Consider the following 17,421-nt stretch of genomic DNA (forward strand, 5'->3'; position numbering starts at 1 on the left):
ACCTTTCGCCAACCTCGGCGTCCCAGCTGCCTGATCGCCTCTTTCGGGCGCCATGGGTAGTTGGCCGGAATGACAGGCACCACAAACACGGTTGTACACGGCTTCCGGTTCCTGTGTAGCCTGTGCGCCGTAAAGCGGTATCAGGACTCCGGCAGCCAGCAGCCATTTCGTCATAAAACGACCTTTTCAGGGTTGAGAGCGTTCTGCGTTCTGATGCGCAATCAAGTTCTTTGGCTCTCGTGAACTTCATCCTTCGCTGGGACAAAGCACACACAAAATCTGCGGCATTATATACTGGCGTCACTGAAACGGAAGCGACACCGCGTTCCGCGCCCAATCCCGGCGCCGCCCACATCGGAAATCTCATGCAACTCAAGAATCCCATCCTCGGCCTGTGCCAACAGTCCACGTTCATGCTCAGTGCCGCCAAAGTCGATCAATGCCCTGACGACGAAGGTTTCGAAGTGGCGTTCGCCGGTCGCTCCAACGCCGGTAAATCCAGCGCACTGAACACCCTGACTCACGCCAGCCTGGCGCGCACCTCGAAAACCCCGGGTCGCACACAGCTGTTGAACTTCTTCAAGCTAGACGATGAACGGCGTCTGGTCGACCTGCCGGGCTACGGTTATGCAAAAGTACCGATCCCGCTCAAGCAACACTGGCAGCGTCACCTCGAGGCTTACCTCGGTGGCCGCGAGAGTTTGAAGGGTTTGATTCTGATGATGGACATCCGTCATCCAATGACCGACTTCGACCTGTTGATGCTCGACTGGGCCGTTGCGGCCGGCATGCCGATGCACATTCTGCTGACCAAGGCCGACAAGCTGACCTACGGTGCAGCCAAGAACACGCTGCTGAAAGTGCAGTCGGAAATCCGCAAGGGCTGGGGTGATCTGGTGACGATCCAGCTGTTCTCGGCGCCAAAGCGCATGGGCCTGGAAGAGGCTTACACTGTGTTGGCGGGCTGGATGGAACTGGCGGACAAGGGCGCCGAAGCAACAGTTGAGTAATCGGATTATGGAAAATTGGTTGTAGTGCGGTCAGGCAAGGCAAAAGTGGTACTAAAAAGCGGAGTTCAGGGGACCTAAATGAGCATTTTTAGTAACGCTTTTAACGCAGCATGACCGCGCTACAGCCGATTTTTGGGCAAAAAAAGCCCCGGACTTCATATGGGGAGGGAGAAGTTCCGGGGTTTAAGTTCCGAACCGCTAGGGCGGGGTTCAGATATCTGCCAACACTTAACACAACATAGGAGCATTGAAGGGCTTCACCAGCCATTCAGTATCTCTGAGTAGTGCGCTGTCAGATTAGTTCAGATTTTTTTCAAAAAGCTTTGGAATAAGCTCAAGCGCGTTTCGAAATAAGCCGTTTTCGTGCAATCTGCCGCGACAGTGTGTCGCGGCAAATGCCCGCGCCAGACGCCTTAGTGCGCTTCATCCCAGTTATTGCCGACGCCGACTTCCACCAGCAACGGCACGTCCAGTTTCGCCGCTTCGCTCATGTGCAGGCGGATTTCCTCGCTCACCTGATCGACCAGATCCTCGCGAACCTCCAGTACTAGTTCGTCGTGCACCTGCAGGATGACTTTGGCGTCCAGTCCGGAAGACGCCAGCCAGTTATCCACCGCCACCATGGCTTTCTTGATGATATCGGCGGCGGTGCCTTGCATCGGCGCGTTGATCGCCGTGCGTTCGGCGGCGGCGCGTTCTTGTGGCTTGTCGGAGTTGATCTCCGGCAGGTATAGGCGACGACCGAAGAAGGTTTCCACGTAACCCTGATCCGCCGCCTGGGCGCGGGTGCGGTCCATGTATTCACGCACACCCGGATAACGGGCGAAGTAAGTGTCGATATAGGCCTTGGCGGTCTTGGTGTCGACGCCGATGTCCTTGCCGAGCTTCTGCGCGCCCATGCCATAGATCAGGCCGAAGTTGATCGCCTTGGCGCCACGGCGCTGGTCGGAAGTCACTTCGTTCAGCTCGACCTTGAACACTTCAGCGGCGGTCGCGGTGTGCACGTCCAGATTGTTGCGGAAGGCATTCATCAAGCCTTCGTCCTTGGACAGATGGGCCATGATCCGCAGTTCGATCTGCGAATAGTCCGCCGCCAGCAGTTTGTAGCCTTTGGGCGCGACGAACGCCTGACGGATGCGCCGGCCTTCAGCGGTACGCACCGGAATGTTCTGCAGGTTCGGATCGCTGGAAGACAGGCGCCCGGTAGAAGCCACGGCCTGGTGGTACGAGGTGTGGATACGCCCGGTGCGTGGGTTGATCTGCTCCGGCAGGCGATCGGTGTAGGTGCTTTTCAGCTTGCTCATGGAACGGTGTTCCATCAGCACTTTCGGCAAGCGGTGATCATCCTCGGCCAGTTTCGCCAGGACTTCCTCGGCGGTCGAAGGCTGGCCCTTGGCGGTTTTCTTCAGCACCGGCAGGCCGAGTTTTTCGTAGAGGATCACCCCCAACTGCTTGGGCGAGCCGAGGTTGAATTCTTCGCCGGCGATCTCGAACGCTTCGCGCTCCAGCGCGACCATCTTGTTGCCCAGTTCAATACTCTGGATGCCGAGCAGTTCGGCATCGACGAACGCACCCTGCCGCTCGATGCGCGCCAGCACCGGCACCAGCGGAATCTCGATGTCGGTCAGCACGCTGGCCAGGCTCGGGATCGCGCTGAGTTTGTCGAACAGGGTCTGGTGCAGGCGCAGAGTGATGTCGGCGTCTTCGGCGGCGTATGGGCCGGCCTGTTCCAGAGCGATCTGGTCGAAGGTCAACTGCTTGGCGCCTTTGCCGGCGATGTCCTGGAAGCTCACGGTGGTGTGATCCAGGTACTTCTGCGCGAGGCTGTCCATGTCGTGGCGGGTGGCGGTGGAGTTGAGCACGTAGGACTCGAGCATGGTATCGAAGGCGATCCCGCGCACATTGATGCCTTGGCTCTGATCGCCGCCGATGGCGCAGTTGGCCAGAATGTTCATGTCGAACTTGGCGTGCTGGCCGACCTTGAGTTTGTTCGGGTCTTCCAGGATCGGCTTCAGCGCGCGCAGCACGGTGTCGCGATCCAGTTGCTCGGGCACGCCGATGTAGGAGTGGGTCAACGGAATGTACGCCGCTTCGTTGGCCTGCACCGCGAACGACAGGCCGACCAGTTGCGCCTGTTGCGCATCAATGCCGGTGGTTTCGGTGTCGAAGGCGAACAGCTTGGCGTTGTTCAGTTTCTCCAGCCAGACGTCGAAACGTGCCTGATCGAGGATGGTTTCGTAAGCGGTTTCAGCGGGAGCGGCTGGCGCTTCGGCTTCAGGCGCGCCGAACAGATCGCCAGCCGGCGCAGGCTCGGCGGCCGCGCTCAGTTCCTGGCGCTTGGCGTCGCGATCCAGGTCATTGATCCAGCTTTTGAATTCCAGCAGGGTGTAGAGCTCGTATAGCTTGGCCGGGTCTTCCGCGCCCATTTGCAGGTCGTCGAGTTCTACGTCGAGCGGCACGTCGACCTTGATGGTCGCCAATTGATAGGAGAGGAAGGCCATCTCCTTGTGCTCTTCGAGCTTGGCCGGCAGGGTCTTGGCCCCGCGAATCGGCAGGGTCGGCACGATGTCGAGATTCGCGTACAACTCGGTCAGGCCGCCGTTGACGCCGACCAGCAGGCCGGAGGCGGTCTTCGGTCCGATGCCGGGAACGCCCGGGATGTTGTCGGAAGAATCGCCCATCAGCGCTAGATAATCGATGATCTGCTCGGGAGCGACGCCGAATTTCTCCTTCACGCCCTCCACGTCCATCGAGCTACCGGACATGGTGTTGACCAAGGTAATGTGGCCGTCGACCAGTTGCGCCATGTCCTTGTCGCCGGTGGAAATGATCACCGGGCGATCCGCCGCCGCGCTGCTGCGGGCCAGGGTGCCGATCACGTCGTCAGCCTCGACGCCTTCCACGCACAGCAGCGGGAAGCCGAGGGCGATCACGCTCTGGTGCAGCGGCTCGATCTGCACGCGCATGTCGTCGGGCATGCTCGGGCGGTTGGCCTTGTATTCGGCGTACATCTCATCGCGAAACGTCCCGCCCTTGGCGTCGAAGACCACGGCGAACGGGCTGTCCGGGTACTGCTTGCGCAGACTCTTGAGCATGTTCAGCACACCTTTGACCGCGCCGGTCGGCAGGCCTTTGGAGGTGGTCAGTGGTGGCAGTGCATGGAAAGCGCGGTACAGGTAAGACGAACCGTCCACCAGGACGAGGGGGGCTTGGCTCATGAGCAGAATCAACCTTTTCGGCGGGCCCGGCGCTAGAATAGCGGGACCGTTGACGACAAAGGGACAAGGTTATCATGCGTACGTTAAATCGCTTGCTGCTGGTCGGTTTGATTGCTGCCTCGCCATTGGCCGCGATGGCGGCGGATGATGCGCCGTCAAAGGAGCCGGAAGTTACCATCAACACGCACACCGAAGGCGACAAGGTCATTCAGGAATACAGCCGCAGTGGCTTTGTGTATGCGATCAAGGTCACGCCCAAGGGCGGCAAACCGTATTTCCTGGTGCGCGCCGATGGTTCGGACGTGAACTACATCCGTTCCGACCAGCCGGATATGCTGATTCCGTCGTGGGAAATCTTTACCTGGAAGTAAGATTCCCGACTTTTAATCGGCGCCGCTTGATCGCGGCGCCCGAACTGAGCAGTTTTTAACCATGTCTGTGTTCACCCCCCTGGCTCGGCCCGAGCTGGAAACCTTTCTCGCCCCTTATGGGCTCGGCCGTCTGCTTGATTTCCAGGGGATCGCCGCCGGCAGCGAAAACACCAATTTCTTTATCAGCCTGGAGCAGGGCGAGTTCGTGCTGACTCTGGTCGAGCGCGGCCCGGTGCAGGAAATGCCGTTCTTCATCGACCTGCTCGATGTGTTGCACGAGGCCGATCTGCCGGTGCCCTACGCGCTGCGCACCACCGATGGCGTGGCCCTGCGTGAGCTGAAAGGCAAACCGGCGCTGCTGCAACCACGGTTGTCCGGCAAGCACATCAAAGTCGCCAACGCCCAGCATTGCGCCCAGGTCGGCGAGCTGCAGGCGCATCTGCACCTGGCGACTCAGGGCGAGCGGATGATCAAGCGCAAGACCGATCGTGGCCTGGACTGGATGCTGGAGGAGGGCAGTGCGTTTCTCTCGCACCTGAGCGACGAGCCGCGAGCGCTGCTGCACAAGGCGCTGGATGAAATTACTGCGCAGAAAGACAAAATTCTCGCGCTGCCACGGGCGAACATTCACGCTGACCTGTTCCGTGACAATGCGATGTTCGAAGGCACGCACCTGACGGGTCTGATCGACTTCTATAACGCCTGCTCGGGGCCGATGCTCTACGACGTGGCGATTGCCTTGAACGACTGGTGTTCGGACGAGGAAGGCTTGATTGACGGCCCGCGTGCCCGCGCATTCCTCGGTGCCTATGCGGCGCTGCGTCCGTTCACGGCCGCCGAAGCGGAGCTATGGCCGACCATGCTGCGCGTGGCGTGTGTGCGGTTCTGGCTGTCGCGGCTGATCGCCGCCGAGCAGTTCGCCGGGCAGGACGTGCTGATTCACGATCCGCGGGAGTTCGAGCAGCGTCTGGCGCAACGGCAGCAGGTTCATACGCCGCTACCTTTCGCCCTTTAAGATCAAAAGATCGCAGCCTTCGGCAGCTCCTACACAGTGTGCACTGTAGGAGCTGCCGAAGGCTGCGATCTTTTTTTGGGGTTTACAACGATTCCAGGCACCCGGCCAAATCGTTGCCCAGCTTCTCCAGCACCTGCTCATAACCCTGAGCAGTTGCCGGGGTATAGCCGCCCAGCGCATCCAGCTCCGCCAGCTTCACCGGCAGGCCAGCCACCAGGGTTTCCGCCAGGCGTGGACGCAGCGGCGGTTCGCTGAATACACAGGTCTTGCCCACTTCCTGCAGACGCTTGCGCATCGCGGCGACATGCTGCGCGCCCGGCTGCACTTCGGCGGCCACGCTGAACACACCGGTGTGCTTCAGGCCGTAAGCGTCTTCGAAGTAATCGAAGGCTTCGTGGAACACGAAGTAGGGTTTGCCTTCAACGCTGGCCAGACGTTTCTTCAGTCGCCCATCCAGCGCATCAAGACGCTCATCGAAGGCCTTGGCGTTGCTCTGGTAGCGCTCGGCGTTGGCCGGGTCGGCAGCGCTGAGGTCGGTTGCCATCTTGTCGGCAATCACCCGCGCGTTGACCGGTGACAGCCACAAATGCGCATCCAGCGTGCCCGGGCGATGATCGTGATCATGCTCGTCGGCGTCTTCGGCGTGGGAATGACTGTCTTCGGCGAAGCGGCGCAACTTCATGCCCGGCAGGTCCTGCACAGCGACGCTCGGCAGCGTACGACCGTTGAGCACGCGTGGCAGGAAACCTTCCATGTCCGGGCCGATCCAGTACAGCAGGTCCACCGATTGCACCTTGCGCACGTCGGACGGGCGCAGCGCGTAGTTATGCGGCGAAGCGCCCGGCGGCAGCAGCACTTCCGGGATGGCCACACCGTCCTGCACCGCCGCGGCAATCAACTGCAACGGTTTGATGCTGGTGAGAACCCTGACCTCGGCCTGAGCCGAACCGATCAGCAGAAAACTGGCGATAAAAGCCACAAAAACAGAAAAAAGTCGGGACACGATGACCACTCAAGGAGGCGAGAACGGGTAACATAATAACGTCTCTATCAAAACTCGTCGCCGCCCATGCCTATTACCCCGATTGCCAGCCGTCCACATGACCACTCTCATTGCGTGCACAGCGCACTGACCGAGGCCGATACCTTGTGCGCCCAGAAAGGCCTGCGCCTGACTGCGTTGCGCCGGCGGGTGCTGGAGCTGGTGTGGCAGAGCCACAAGCCGCTGGGCGCCTACGACATTCTGGCGGTACTGAGCGAGCAGGACGGCCGCCGTGCCGCGCCGCCGACCGTGTACCGTGCGCTGGATTTCCTCCTGGAAAACGGCCTGGTGCACCGTATCTCTTCGCTCAACGCCTTTGTCGGCTGCGTGCATCCGGAGCATGCGCATCAGGGCCAGTTCCTGATCTGCCGCGAGTGCCACGCCGCCATCGAGCTGGAACAGAAAGCCATCAGCGACGCGATCATCCACAGCGCCAAGGATGTCGGGTTCATCGTCGAAGCGCAGACCGTCGAAGTGGTCGGCCTGTGTTCCGGTTGCCAGGGGGCTTGATGAGCAACCCGTTGATCCGTCTTGAGCACGTCGCCGTCACCTTTGCCGGGCAGACTGTGCTGGACAATATCGAGCTGAGCGTCGAACCGGGACAGATCGTCACCCTGATCGGCCCCAATGGCGCCGGCAAGACTACCCTGGTGCGCGCCGTGCTTGGCCTGCTGAAGCCGGACAGCGGCAGCGTCTGGCGCAGGCCGAAATTGCGCGTCGGCTACATGCCGCAAAAGCTGCACGTCGATCCGACCTTGCCGCTGTCGGTGCTGCGCTTTCTGCGCCTGGTGCCCGGCGTAGACCGTCCGCGTGCATTGGCAGCGCTCAAGGAAGTCGGCGCCGAACATGTCATCGACAGCCCGGTGCAAAGCGTTTCCGGCGGAGAAATGCAGCGTGTGCTGCTGGCCCGGGCGCTGTTGCGCGAGCCGGAGCTGCTGGTGCTGGATGAGCCGGTGCAAGGTGTCGATGTCGCCGGGCAGGCCGAGCTCTACAGCCTGATCACCCGCCTGCGCGACCGTCACGGCTGCGGTGTGCTGATGGTGTCCCACGATCTGCATCTGGTGATGAGCACCACCGATCAGGTGGTCTGCCTGAATCGTCACGTCTGCTGTTCCGGGCATCCGGAGCAGGTCAGCGGCGATCCGGCCTTCGTCGAGCTGTTCGGCAAGAATGCGCCAAGCCTGGCGATCTATCACCACCATCACGACCACGCCCATGACCTGCACGGTTCGGTGGTCAAGGCGCCCGGTGCGGGCCACACCCACGTTCACGGAGACCACTGCAAGCATGGCTGATTTTCTGTTGTATGCCCTGCTTGCAGGTCTGGCGCTGGCGCTGGTGGCCGGGCCGTTGGGGTCGTTCGTGGTCTGGCGGCGCATGGCCTATTTCGGCGACACCCTGTCCCACGCCGCGCTGCTCGGCGTGGCGTTGGGCTTTCTGCTGGACGTCAGCCCGACAGTCGCGGTGACCGTCGGCTGCCTGTTGCTGGCGGTGCTGCTGGTGACCCTGCAACAGCGCCAGCCGCTGGCCTCCGACACGCTGTTGGGGATTCTTGCACCGAGCACGCTCTCTCTCGGGCTGGTGGTACTAAGCTTCATGCATGAAGTGCGGATCGACCTGATGGCCTATCTGTTCGGCGACTTGCTGGCGATCAGCCCGACCGACCTGGCGTGGATCCTCGGCGGCAGTGCAGCGGTGCTGGTGTTACTGGTGACGCTGTGGCGGCCGCTGCTGGCGATTACCGTGCATGAGGAATTGGCCAAGGTCGAAGGCCTGCCGGTGGCGGGCCTGCGTATGGCGCTGATGCTGTTGATTGCGGTGGTGATCGCGGTGGCGATGAAAATCGTCGGGGTGTTGCTGATTACTTCGCTGCTGATCATCCCGGCAGCTGCGGCACAGCGTCACGCCCGTTCGCCGGAGCAGATGGCTGTCGGCGCGAGCCTGCTGGGCATGCTCGCCGTGTGTGGCGGGCTGGCGCTGTCATGGTTCAAGGACACCCCGGCGGGGCCGTCGATCGTTGTGACGGCGGCCGCACTGTTTCTGCTGAGTTTTGTTCTGCCCCGTCGAGGGGTGTAGACTTGCTCGCTTTTTGCGCAATTAGAGAGTCGCAGGAATGAAGCCGTTCGCCTCCCGTTATCTGCTCCTTGTCGCATTTTCCGTGCTGCTGGGCGCCTGCCAAAGCACGCCGCCGGTGGCCGAAGCCCCCGACGCGCGGGCCACGGCCATCGCACAGCTGGAGCAAAGTCTGGCCAGCAGCGAACTGGCCACCGCCGAAGACCAATTGGCCGCCTTGCAGGCACAGAACCCCAACGATCAGTCCCTTGAGCAATACCAGCGCCAGTTGGCCGAGGCCTACCTGCGCCGCAGTCAGATCGTATTGCAGAAAGGTGATGTAAACGCCGCCGCCACCGCGCTGAGCCGTGCCCGGGCGCTGATGCCCAAAGCCCCGGCGCTGACCGGTGGTGTCAATGGCGCCATCACCGAAGCCCGCAAAGCCGAGCTGGAGAAAGCCGAAGCCGCGCTGCTGGCGGCCGAAGCCAAACCGAAAGCCAAGGTCATCGACCCGACCGCCGAAAGCACCACGGTGGCGCTGAACATCAACGATAGTCGCAAACTTCGCCGGCAACTCGACGCGATCGCCGCCGATGTGGTGAATTATGAGTGTGCCGTGAGCATTCAGGCGCCACGCACTCAGGATTACCCTTGGCTGGCGACTCTGCTGAGCAAGCGGGTGAAGAAACTGAATCCGGATTTCGAATTGCGCATCGAGAAGCAGATTCTGCGCACGGTGCCGGCGCAGATGGTCTTGATTCCAGCCAAACCTTAAAAGATCGCAGCCTCCGGCAGCTCCTACAGGTGCAAGTTATCCCTGTAGGAGCTGCCGGAGGCTGCGATTTTTTGCTTTAGGCTGGAATGGCCTTGGCCTTAGGCTCGCGATCCCAAACCCGATGCTGCCCGATCGCCGCAAAGAACGGCTTGGTCAATCCCGGCACATCCTTGCCCTGCAGCAACCCCGCATCCGCCTCGAGCTTCAGCAGATCCTGCAACTGCTTGGCCTCGCCGTGCAGCGCAATCGCCTTCAGGTGCTTGTACGCCTCCAGCAGGTAGTGCAACGCCACGCCGTCGCCGCTCAACGCCTTGATCGACGCCGCGCCACCCGGCACGAACACCGCATCGAAGATCACCGAAGGCATGCCTTCCATGGATGCGTCCACCGGCAGGGCTTTACCGTCGGCAGTCTTCACCGGCGCTGAAGTCGGGCCGAGCAGCTTGGCGTGCGCACCCTGTGCAGCCAAGGCCTTCTTCATCGCATCAATCGCCGCACCATCGACGCCGTTGGCGGCAAGAATCGCCACTTTACGGGTTTTGATGTTCTCTGGCAGCAGGTTGGCCTGGCTCAGCGCCGGCGAATGATCGAACGAGGTCTTGCGCACCTCGACCGTGCCTTTGCTAGGTGCTGGCAGGCCCAGGTTGGCTGCTACGCGTTTGGCCAGTTCAAGGTCGATGTTGGCGAGAATCTCGTTCACCTCCCGGGCGCGGATGAACTCGCGTTCCACCTTGCCTAGCTCGAAACTGTAGGCAGCGATGATGTGCTCCTTCTCGTGCGGGCTCATGCTGTTGAAGAACAGCCGTGCCTGCGAGAAGTGATCGCTGAACGACTCGCTGCGCTGGCGGATCTTGGCAGCGTCGATGCGTTCCGGATAAGTCTCGAAACCGCCGTCCTGCGCGGCTGGCGGGGTCTCTTTCGGCCAGCCGCCATCAATCGAGTTTGGCTCATAAGACGCGCGACCCTTGTCGATCACCGTACGGTGCTGGGCATCGCGCTGACCGTTGTGGAACGGCGCCACCGGGCGGTTGATCGGCAGCTCATGAAAGTTCGGCCCACCGAGTCGGCTGATTTGCGTATCGGTGTAGGAAAAAAGCCGACCTTGCAGCAGCGGGTCGTTGGAGAAATCGATCCCCGGCACAATGTGGCCCGGGCAGAACGCGACCTGCTCGGTCTCGGCGAAGAAGTTGTCCGGATTGCGGTTCAGGGTCATCTTGCCCAGCGGGGTGATCGGCACGATTTCTTCGGGGATCAGCTTGGTCGGGTCGAGGATGTCGAAATCGAAGTCGTGCTCGTTTTCCTCCTCGATGACCTGCACGCCCAGTTCCCATTCGGGATAGTCACCCATCTCGATGGCTTCCCAGAGATCGCGACGGTGATAGTCGGTGTCTTTACCGGCAAGCTTCTGCGCCTCGTCCCACACCAGCGAACAGGTGCCGGCGGTCGGGCGCCAGTGGAATTTGACGAAGCGCGATTTGCCCTCGGCGTTGACCAGGCGGAAGGTGTGCACGCCGAAGCCCTGCATGCTGCGCAGGCTTTTCGGGATCGCCCGGTCGGACATCGCCCAGATCACCATGTGCGCCGATTCCGGCACCAGCGAAACGAAATCCCAGAATGTATCGTGGGCCGAGCCGCCGGTCGGGATCTCGTTGTGCGGCTCGGGTTTCACCGCGTGGACGAAGTCGGGAAACTTGATCGCGTCCTGAATGAAGAACACCGGCATGTTGTTGCCGACCAGATCGAAGTTGCCCTCGTCGGTGAAGAATTTCACCGCGAAACCGCGCACGTCACGCACGGTATCGCCGGAACCGCGCGGCCCCTGCACCGTGGAAAAACGCACGAACACCGGGGTCTTTTTCCCCGGATCCTGCAGGAAGCCGGCCTTGGTCAGCGCCGCATGGTTCTCGTAGGCCTGGAAGAAACCATGCGCGCCAGTCCCGCGGGCATGGACGATGCGCTCTGGAATGCGTTCATGGTCAAAGTGCGTGATTTTCTCACGCATGATGAAGTCTTCCAGCAACGACGGCCCGCGCGGGCCGGCCTTGAGGGTGTTCTGGTTATCGGCGACCTTCACTCCCTGATTGGTGCGCAGGGCCTGACCGGTAGCGTCGGAGCGAAACTTCTCCAGGCTATCGAGTTTGGCGTTGGTGTTGGCGCGATCCTTGGTATCGGTTCCGGCCAGCTGGCTTTTGTCGGTCGTAGGTTTCTTGCTGCTCATCAGACGTAAACTCCTCGGTTGACCCCTTTTTACGGGGACTCTTGAGCGTTTCCGGGCACGGTTACCCAGGGTTTCAAGTCGCTTATCTAGTGACCAATGAGCAGGAACGGGCGTTCCTTTTTTATGACCTTTGATCTTGTTATTGCCAAATCGAAGGTTAATTGCGAAATAAATGCTAAGAACCTCTATACGGACAGGCTAAAATGCGCGCCCGGCTAACCGCTGATCCTTTTCTAACGCGCCCCACAAGGTTCGCTACGTGATCGAGTTTCAAAACGTCCACAAAACTTACCGCGTCGCCGGTAAGGACATCCCCGCCCTGCACCCGACCAGTCTTTCGATTGAAAACGGTCAGGTCTTCGGCCTGATCGGCCATTCCGGTGCGGGAAAAAGTACCCTGCTGCGTCTGATCAATCGCCTGGAAGACTCGAGCGGTGGCAAGATCATCGTCGACGGCGAAGAAGTCACCGCGCTGGACGCCAACGGCCTGCGCCGTTTCCGCCAGCAAGTCGGGATGATCTTCCAGCACTTCAATCTGCTCGCCTCCAAGACCGTGGCCGACAACGTCGCGCTGCCGCTGACCCTGGCCGGCGAGCTGTCGACCAGCGAGATCAATCAGCGCGTCGCCGAGCTGCTGGCGCGGGTCGGTCTGTCCGATCACGCGAAAAAGTACCCGGCACAATTGTCCGGCGGCCAGAAACAGCGCGTCGGCATCGCCCGCGCCCTGGCGACCAAGCCGAAGGTTCTGCTGTGCGACGAGGCCACCAGCGCCCTCGACCCACAGACCACCGCCTCGGTTCTGCAACTGCTGGCCGAGATCAACCGTGAACTGAAACTGACCATCGTCCTGATCACCCATGAGATGGATGTGATCCGTCGCGTCTGCGACCAGGTCGCAGTGATGGACGCCGGGGTGATTGTCGAGCAAGGCTCGGTGGCCGATGTGTTCCTGCATCCGCAGCACCCGACCACCAAGCGTTTCGTCCAGGAAAGTGAGCAGATTGACGAAAACGAGCAGCGTGATGACTTCGCTCACGTGCCGGGTCGTATCGTGCGTCTGACCTTCCAGGGCGAAGCGACCTACGCGCCATTGCTCGGTACTGTGGCCCGGGAAACCGGGGTCGACTACAGCATCCTCGCCGGTCGCATCGACCGCATCAAAGACATTCCTTACGGGCAATTGACCCTCGCCGTCACCGGTGGCGACATGGAAGCGGCCTTCGCCCGTTTCACCGCCGCTGACGTTCACATGGAGGTGCTGCGTTAATGGAAATGTACGACGCTGCAATCAAGAACTACGACGCCGCAGTAGAAGCCATCAAGCTGTTCTTCCAGAACATCGACTGGCTGGAAATCGGCTTGGCCACCAACGACACCATGCTGATGCTCGGTGGTTCGCTGTTGTTCACCGTTCTGCTCGGCTTGCCGCTGGGCGTGCTGCTGTTTCTCTGCAGCCCGCGCCAGCTGCTGGAAAACCGGGTGGTCTACGCGATCATGTCGTTGGCGGTGAACATCCTGCGTTCCTTGCCGTTCATCATTCTGCTGATCGTGATGATCCCGTTCACCGTGCTGATCACCGGCACTTCGCTGGGCGTGGCCGGTGCGATTCCACCGCTGGTGGTCGGTGCGACGCCGTTCTTCGCGCGTCTGGTGGAAACCGCGCTGCGTGAAGTCGATCGCGGCATCATCGAAGCCACCCAGTCGATGGGCGCGACCACCCGGCAGATCATCATGAACGCCTTGCTGCCGGAAGCCCGTCCGGGCATCTTCGCAGCGATTACGGTGACCGCGATTACTCTGGTGTCCTACACGGCGATGGCCGGTGTGGTCGGTGCCGGTGGTCTGGGTGACCTGGCGATCCGTTTCGGCTACCAGCGTTTCCAGACTGACGTGATGATCGTCACCGTGGTGTTGCTGCTGATTCTGGTACAAGTGCTGCAAATGGTAGGCGACCGTCTGGTCGTGCATTTCTCGCGTAAATAACCGGTTTTTGTATATCAAGAGATGAGCCGGCCATTCGCTGGCAGGCGCCAGACGGGCGCCTCATAAGGAGTTAGCTGAATGAAAAAACTGATCGCTGCTTTCGCTGCCGTAGCCGCTTTTTCGGCCCACGCTGAAACCCTGACCGTTGCCGCCACTCCGGTGCCGCACGCGGAAATTCTCGAGTTCGTGAAGCCGGCCCTGGCCAAAGAAGGCGTGGAGCTGAAGGTCAAGGTGTTCACCGACTACATTCAGCCGAACGTACAGGTGGCCGAAAAGCGTCTGGACGCCAACTTCTTCCAGCACCAGCCGTACCTCGATGAGTTCAACAAGGCCAAGGGCACCAACCTGGTGGCTGTGACCGGCGTGCACCTGGAGCCGCTGGGCGCCTACTCGAGCAAGATCAAGGATCTGAAAGACCTGCCAAGCGGCGCCAACGTGGTGATCCCGAACGACGCCACCAACGGCGGCCGTGCCCTGTTGCTGCTGGCCAAGGCCGGCCTGATCACCCTGAAGGATCCGACCAACATCCTGTCGACCCTGAAGGACATCGCCGAGAACCCGAAAGACCTGAAAATCCGTGAACTGGAAGCCGCGACCATCCCGCGCGTGCTGACCCAGGTCGACTTGGCGCTGATCAACACCAACTACGCGCTGGAAGCCAAGCTCGATCCGTCCAAGGACGCGCTTGTGATCGAAGGCAGCGACTCGCCGTACGTGAACATCCTGGTGTCCCGTGTGGACAACAAGGACAGCGACGCGATGAAGAAACTGGCTGATGCGCTGCACAGCCCGGAAGTGAAGAAATTCATCACCGAGAAGTACAAAGGCGCGGTGTTGCCGGCGTTTTGATACAGATAGCTGCAATGAAAAGGGGACGCCAATGGCGTCCCCTTTTTTTGTGGCTGAGTGTTCGGTTTTGGACCTGCTGTGTATTCGCCCCTCACCCCAGCCCTCTCCCGGAGGGAGAGGGAGCCGACTGAGGTGTCTTGCGTTGTACATCGACCTGAAAGATTGGGTCGATTATGGATTCGGCAAAGGACTTACAGGTCGGCGTATTTCGTCAGCATCCCTCGGTCAGTCCCCTCTCCCTCCGGGAGAGGGTTAGGGTGAGGGGTGGCTTTTGATCTTGGCTATTTACGGTTAAGCATCACCGGCAGCTGTGCCACCAGTTTGGCGTTGTTCAGCGGCGCACGGATGAAGCCGCGCTGGGTGCCGTCCGGGCCGATCACCGCCAGGTTACCGCTGTGGTCGACGGTGTAATTCTGCTTGCTTGTATCGGCCGGAATGAACGGAATACTCACCGCGTTCGCCACCTTCTGCAGCTCTTCGATCGACTTCGGCGTCAGGCCCACGAACTGTGGATCGAAGTAACCGAGGTACTGCTTCAACTGCTGCGGGGTGTCGCGGTTCGGGTCGACGCTGACCAGCACGATCTGCAACTTATCCACAGCATCCTTGGGCAACTCGCTCTTGATCTGGCGCAGTTGGGCGAGGGTGGTCGGGCAGATGTCCGGGCAGAAGGTGTAGCCGAAAAACAGCAGGCTCCATTTGCCTTTCAACTCGTCGATGGCGACCGGCTGGCCATCCTGATTGGTCATGGTCACACCGGGCAACGTGCGGCTTTGCGGTAGCAGGATGATGCCGGCGTCGATCAGCGCGGTGGGGTCGCCCTGGCCCTTGCCACTCAGCACTTTGTTGACGGTCAGTCCCAGGATCAGCGCGATCACGGCGACGAGGATGAAGACGGTTTTCTGGGTTCGAGTCATAGGTTCAACAGTAAGTAGTGGTCTACGAGCAGGGCGATGAACAACAGGAACAAGTAATAAATAGAGTACTTGAAGGTGTTGATCGCCGCGTGCGGCCGAGTGCCACGGTACAGCACCACGGCCCATTGCAGAAACCTTGCGCCCAGCGCGAGGGCGCAGATCAGGTAGAGCACGCCGCTCATGTGAATCACGTACGGCAGCAGGCTCACCGCGAGCAGGGCGAAGGTGTACAACAGAATATGCACCTTGGTGTAGTGCTCGCCGTGGGTTACCGGCAGCATCGGGATGTCGGCCTTGGCGTATTCCTCCTTACGGTGGATCGCCAGCGCCCAGAAGTGCGGCGGGGTCCAGGCGAAGATGATCAGCACCAGCAGCAACGGTTCGGCGCTGACATGGCCGGTGGCGGCGGTCCAGCCGAGCAGCGGTGGAGCGGCGCCGGCCAGACCGCCGATGACGATGTTCTGTGGCGTCGCGCGTTTGAGGAAACCGGTGTAGATCACCGCGTAGCCGAGTAACGAAGCGAGGGTCAGCCACGCGGTCAGCGGATTGGTGAAGGTCAGCAGCATCGCCTGCCCGAGCAACGCCAGCAGCAGCGCAAAGGTCAGCGCCGCCGCCGGCGAAACCCGGCCCTCGGCCAATGGCCGTTTGTGCGTGCGCGCCATCACCGCGTCGATGCGCCGATCCACTACATGATTGACCGCCGCCGCACCGCCGGCACACAGCCCGATCCCCAGATTGCCGAACACCAGCACCGTCCACGGCACCCCGGCGCGGGTCGCGAGGAACATGCCGACCAGCGAGGTGATCAGCATCAGCACCACCACTTTCGGCTTGGTCAGCTCCAGATAGTCACGCCACAGCGCCTGGGCGGGACGTTCGCTGATCAGAAGCGCCATGGCGTTTCTCCTTTAATAGTGATGGGCGCCGCCACGTGTTTGCGCGGGCTGAGGCGCCAGCGGGCGAGTACCGGCTGTTTGACCCGGACCAGACTGGTGCGCGCGTGATAATTGACCAGCACCATGCTCAGTAGCAGCGCCGCGCCGCCGGCGTTGTGGGCCACGGCCACCGGCAGCGGCAGATGGAACAATACGTTGCTGATACCGAGGGTGATTTGTGCGGCGAGGGCGATGACGACTAGCCCGGCCAAACGTGTCATGCCGACAGCCCTGAGTTGCCAGGCCAGACCGAGCAACACCAGCGTCACCAGCAGCGCGCCAATGCGGTGGGTCAGGTGAATCGCTGTGCGTGCATCGCTGTCGAGTTGGCCGCCGAGATAATTGGGGCCGATGTGCTGGGTCAGGTGAAAGCCGTTGGCGAAGTCCGCCGGCGGCAGCCATTGGCCGTGGCAGGTCGGGAAGTCGATGCAGGCCACCGCCGCGTAGTTGGAGCTGACCCAGCCACCGAGGGCAATCTGGCCGATCACCAGCAACAGCCCCGCCGTCGCCCAATACTGCAAACGCTTGGGGACGGTCAGCGCCGGCAGCACGCCGGACAGGCGCAAGGTCAGCAGGAACAGCAGACTCAACGTCGCAAAGCCGCCGAGCAAATGCCCGGTGACCACTTGCGGCCAGAGCTTGAGCGTCACCGTCCACATGCCGAACGCCGCCTGGGCGAACACCACCGCCAGCAGAAACAGCGGCAGCTTCAACGGCTGCCCCGGATGCCGACGACTGACCCAGGCACGTCCGGCCAGAATCGCAATCAGCATGCCCAGGGTGCCGGCGAAGTAACGGTGGATCATCTCGTTCCAACCCTTGTGCGCCACCACCGGCGAGTCGGGGTAATGCAGTTCGGCATGGGCCAGTTGGGCTTCGCTTTTCGGCACGCTGATAAAACCGTAACAGCCCGGCCAGTCCGGACAGCCGAGGCCCGCGTGGGTCAGGCGGGTGTAGGCGCCGAGCAGCACGACGATCAGTGCCAACAGGGTGGCAAACAGCGCGAGGCGAAATCCAGGTTTGGCCATGACGATGC

General features: G+C 61.2%; 16 protein-coding genes and 1 pseudogene. 10 read left to right on the top strand and 7 right to left on the bottom strand.

Features of this window, described 5'->3' with window-relative positions; translation table 11 throughout:
- A pseudogene (locus tag ACIOUG_RS10165) lies at positions 1-174 on the bottom strand (cytochrome c5 family protein); the annotation flags it as partial.
- A gap of 191 nt (positions 175-365) precedes the next feature.
- On the opposite strand from ACIOUG_RS10165, the gene yihA reads away from it, so the two are divergent.
- Positions 366-1,010: a ribosome biogenesis GTP-binding protein YihA/YsxC gene (yihA, locus tag ACIOUG_RS10170; protein ID WP_401064906.1), complete on the top strand. Its 645-nt coding sequence runs from the start codon at positions 366-368 to the stop codon at positions 1,008-1,010.
- 413 nt (positions 1,011-1,423) lie between these two features.
- Here the strand turns inward: yihA and polA are convergent, their stop codons facing one another.
- Complete coding sequence (gene polA / locus ACIOUG_RS10175) at positions 1,424-4,228, bottom strand: DNA polymerase I (protein WP_401064908.1); 2,805 nt, start codon at positions 4,226-4,228, stop codon at positions 1,424-1,426.
- 74 nt (positions 4,229-4,302) lie between these two features.
- Between polA and ACIOUG_RS10180 the strand changes: the two genes are divergently transcribed.
- Together ACIOUG_RS10180 and ACIOUG_RS10185 are read left to right on the top strand one after the other, a co-directional pair.
- A complete protein-coding gene (locus ACIOUG_RS10180; RefSeq protein WP_007962757.1) occupies positions 4,303-4,599 on the top strand; it encodes a DUF2782 domain-containing protein in 297 nt (98 codons plus the stop codon).
- A gap of 61 nt (positions 4,600-4,660) precedes the next feature.
- Positions 4,661-5,614, top strand: a complete 954-nt coding sequence (locus tag ACIOUG_RS10185) for a homoserine kinase (RefSeq protein WP_401064911.1) — start codon at positions 4,661-4,663, stop codon at positions 5,612-5,614.
- Between the two features lie 82 nt (positions 5,615-5,696).
- Here ACIOUG_RS10185 and ACIOUG_RS10190 read toward each other — a convergent pair whose 3' ends face one another.
- Positions 5,697-6,617 carry a zinc ABC transporter substrate-binding protein gene (locus ACIOUG_RS10190; RefSeq protein ID WP_401064914.1) on the bottom strand — a complete coding sequence of 307 codons (921 nt, stop codon included), beginning with the start codon at positions 6,615-6,617 and terminating at the stop codon, positions 5,697-5,699.
- A gap of 66 nt (positions 6,618-6,683) precedes the next feature.
- On the opposite strand from ACIOUG_RS10190, the gene ACIOUG_RS10195 reads away from it, so the two are divergent.
- Genes ACIOUG_RS10195 through ACIOUG_RS10210 form a run of 4 tightly spaced genes read left to right on the top strand, consistent with a single transcriptional unit; the run spans position 6,684 to position 9,483 of the window.
- Positions 6,684-7,166, top strand: a complete 483-nt coding sequence (locus tag ACIOUG_RS10195; RefSeq protein ID WP_007962761.1) for a Fur family transcriptional regulator — start codon at positions 6,684-6,686, stop codon at positions 7,164-7,166.
- Positions 7,166-7,951, top strand: coding sequence for a zinc ABC transporter ATP-binding protein ZnuC (gene znuC / locus ACIOUG_RS10200; RefSeq protein WP_401064917.1), 786 nt, complete (start codon positions 7,166-7,168; stop codon positions 7,949-7,951). Before ACIOUG_RS10195 ends, znuC begins: the two co-directional genes overlap by 1 nt.
- The gene (gene znuB / locus ACIOUG_RS10205; RefSeq protein WP_008081222.1) at positions 7,944-8,732 is read left to right on the top strand and encodes a zinc ABC transporter permease subunit ZnuB; all 789 of its coding nucleotides are present in this window, start codon (positions 7,944-7,946) and stop codon (positions 8,730-8,732) included. The genes znuC and znuB overlap by 8 nt, the downstream gene beginning before the upstream one ends.
- 37 nt (positions 8,733-8,769) lie before the next feature.
- Positions 8,770-9,483 (top strand): PA5502 family lipoprotein, encoded by a 714-nt coding sequence (locus ACIOUG_RS10210; RefSeq protein ID WP_003220324.1) that lies wholly within the window; start codon positions 8,770-8,772, stop codon positions 9,481-9,483.
- Positions 9,484-9,559: 76 nt separating this feature from the next.
- Here ACIOUG_RS10210 and katE read toward each other — a convergent pair whose 3' ends face one another.
- The gene (gene katE, locus ACIOUG_RS10215; protein ID WP_401064921.1) at positions 9,560-11,701 is read right to left on the bottom strand and encodes a catalase HPII; all 2,142 of its coding nucleotides are present in this window, start codon (positions 11,699-11,701) and stop codon (positions 9,560-9,562) included.
- A gap of 259 nt (positions 11,702-11,960) precedes the next feature.
- Between katE and ACIOUG_RS10220 the strand changes: the two genes are divergently transcribed.
- The 3 genes from ACIOUG_RS10220 to ACIOUG_RS10230 all read left to right on the top strand — a co-directional run bounded on the left by ACIOUG_RS10220 (position 11,961) and on the right by ACIOUG_RS10230 (position 14,533).
- A complete protein-coding gene (locus tag ACIOUG_RS10220) occupies positions 11,961-12,968 on the top strand; it encodes a methionine ABC transporter ATP-binding protein (RefSeq protein ID WP_401064923.1) in 1,008 nt (335 codons plus the stop codon).
- 5 nt (positions 12,969-12,973) lie between these two features.
- Entirely contained in the window at positions 12,974-13,684 is a 711-nt protein-coding gene (locus ACIOUG_RS10225; RefSeq protein ID WP_193774905.1) for a methionine ABC transporter permease, read from the top strand.
- A 78-nt stretch (positions 13,685-13,762) separates the two neighbouring features.
- Positions 13,763-14,533, top strand: a complete 771-nt coding sequence (locus ACIOUG_RS10230; RefSeq protein ID WP_401064925.1) for a MetQ/NlpA family ABC transporter substrate-binding protein — start codon at positions 13,763-13,765, stop codon at positions 14,531-14,533.
- A gap of 281 nt (positions 14,534-14,814) precedes the next feature.
- Here the strand turns inward: ACIOUG_RS10230 and ACIOUG_RS10235 are convergent, their stop codons facing one another.
- The 3 genes from ACIOUG_RS10235 to ACIOUG_RS10245 are packed head-to-tail and all read right to left on the bottom strand — an operon-like array spanning position 14,815 to position 17,413.
- Entirely contained in the window at positions 14,815-15,450 is a 636-nt protein-coding gene (locus tag ACIOUG_RS10235) for an SCO family protein (RefSeq protein ID WP_401064928.1), read from the bottom strand.
- On the bottom strand, positions 15,447-16,346 hold the full coding sequence (gene cyoE, locus ACIOUG_RS10240; RefSeq protein WP_401064930.1) for a heme o synthase: 900 nt from the start codon (positions 16,344-16,346) through the stop codon (positions 15,447-15,449). The genes ACIOUG_RS10235 and cyoE overlap by 4 nt, the downstream gene beginning before the upstream one ends.
- Positions 16,334-17,413, bottom strand: coding sequence for a heme A synthase (locus ACIOUG_RS10245; RefSeq protein ID WP_401064933.1), 1,080 nt, complete (start codon positions 17,411-17,413; stop codon positions 16,334-16,336). The genes cyoE and ACIOUG_RS10245 overlap by 13 nt, the downstream gene beginning before the upstream one ends.
- Positions 17,414-17,421 lie beyond the last annotated feature (8 nt).

The organism is Pseudomonas sp. NPDC087803 (assembly GCF_044742995.1).
Classification (GTDB): Bacteria; Pseudomonadota; Gammaproteobacteria; order Pseudomonadales; family Pseudomonadaceae; genus Aquipseudomonas.

Coding starts and splice junctions, on each gene's coding strand:
- yihA (WP_401064906.1), top strand. CDS start 366: ATGCAACTCAAGAATCCCATCCTCGGCCTGTGCCAACAGTCCACGTTC.
- polA (WP_401064908.1), bottom strand. CDS start 4,228: ATGAGCCAAGCCCCCCTCGTCCTGGTGGACGGTTCGTCTTACCTGTAC.
- ACIOUG_RS10180 (WP_007962757.1), top strand. CDS start 4,303: ATGCGTACGTTAAATCGCTTGCTGCTGGTCGGTTTGATTGCTGCCTCG.
- ACIOUG_RS10185 (WP_401064911.1), top strand. CDS start 4,661: ATGTCTGTGTTCACCCCCCTGGCTCGGCCCGAGCTGGAAACCTTTCTC.
- ACIOUG_RS10195 (WP_007962761.1), top strand. CDS start 6,684: ATGCCTATTACCCCGATTGCCAGCCGTCCACATGACCACTCTCATTGC.
- znuC (WP_401064917.1), top strand. CDS start 7,166: ATGAGCAACCCGTTGATCCGTCTTGAGCACGTCGCCGTCACCTTTGCC.
- znuB (WP_008081222.1), top strand. CDS start 7,944: ATGGCTGATTTTCTGTTGTATGCCCTGCTTGCAGGTCTGGCGCTGGCG.
- ACIOUG_RS10210 (WP_003220324.1), top strand. CDS start 8,770: ATGAAGCCGTTCGCCTCCCGTTATCTGCTCCTTGTCGCATTTTCCGTG.
- katE (WP_401064921.1), bottom strand. CDS start 11,701: ATGAGCAGCAAGAAACCTACGACCGACAAAAGCCAGCTGGCCGGAACC.
- ACIOUG_RS10225 (WP_193774905.1), top strand. CDS start 12,974: ATGTACGACGCTGCAATCAAGAACTACGACGCCGCAGTAGAAGCCATC.
- ACIOUG_RS10230 (WP_401064925.1), top strand. CDS start 13,763: ATGAAAAAACTGATCGCTGCTTTCGCTGCCGTAGCCGCTTTTTCGGCC.
- ACIOUG_RS10235 (WP_401064928.1), bottom strand. CDS start 15,450: ATGACTCGAACCCAGAAAACCGTCTTCATCCTCGTCGCCGTGATCGCG.
- cyoE (WP_401064930.1), bottom strand. CDS start 16,346: ATGGCGCTTCTGATCAGCGAACGTCCCGCCCAGGCGCTGTGGCGTGAC.
- ACIOUG_RS10245 (WP_401064933.1), bottom strand. CDS start 17,413: ATGGCCAAACCTGGATTTCGCCTCGCGCTGTTTGCCACCCTGTTGGCA.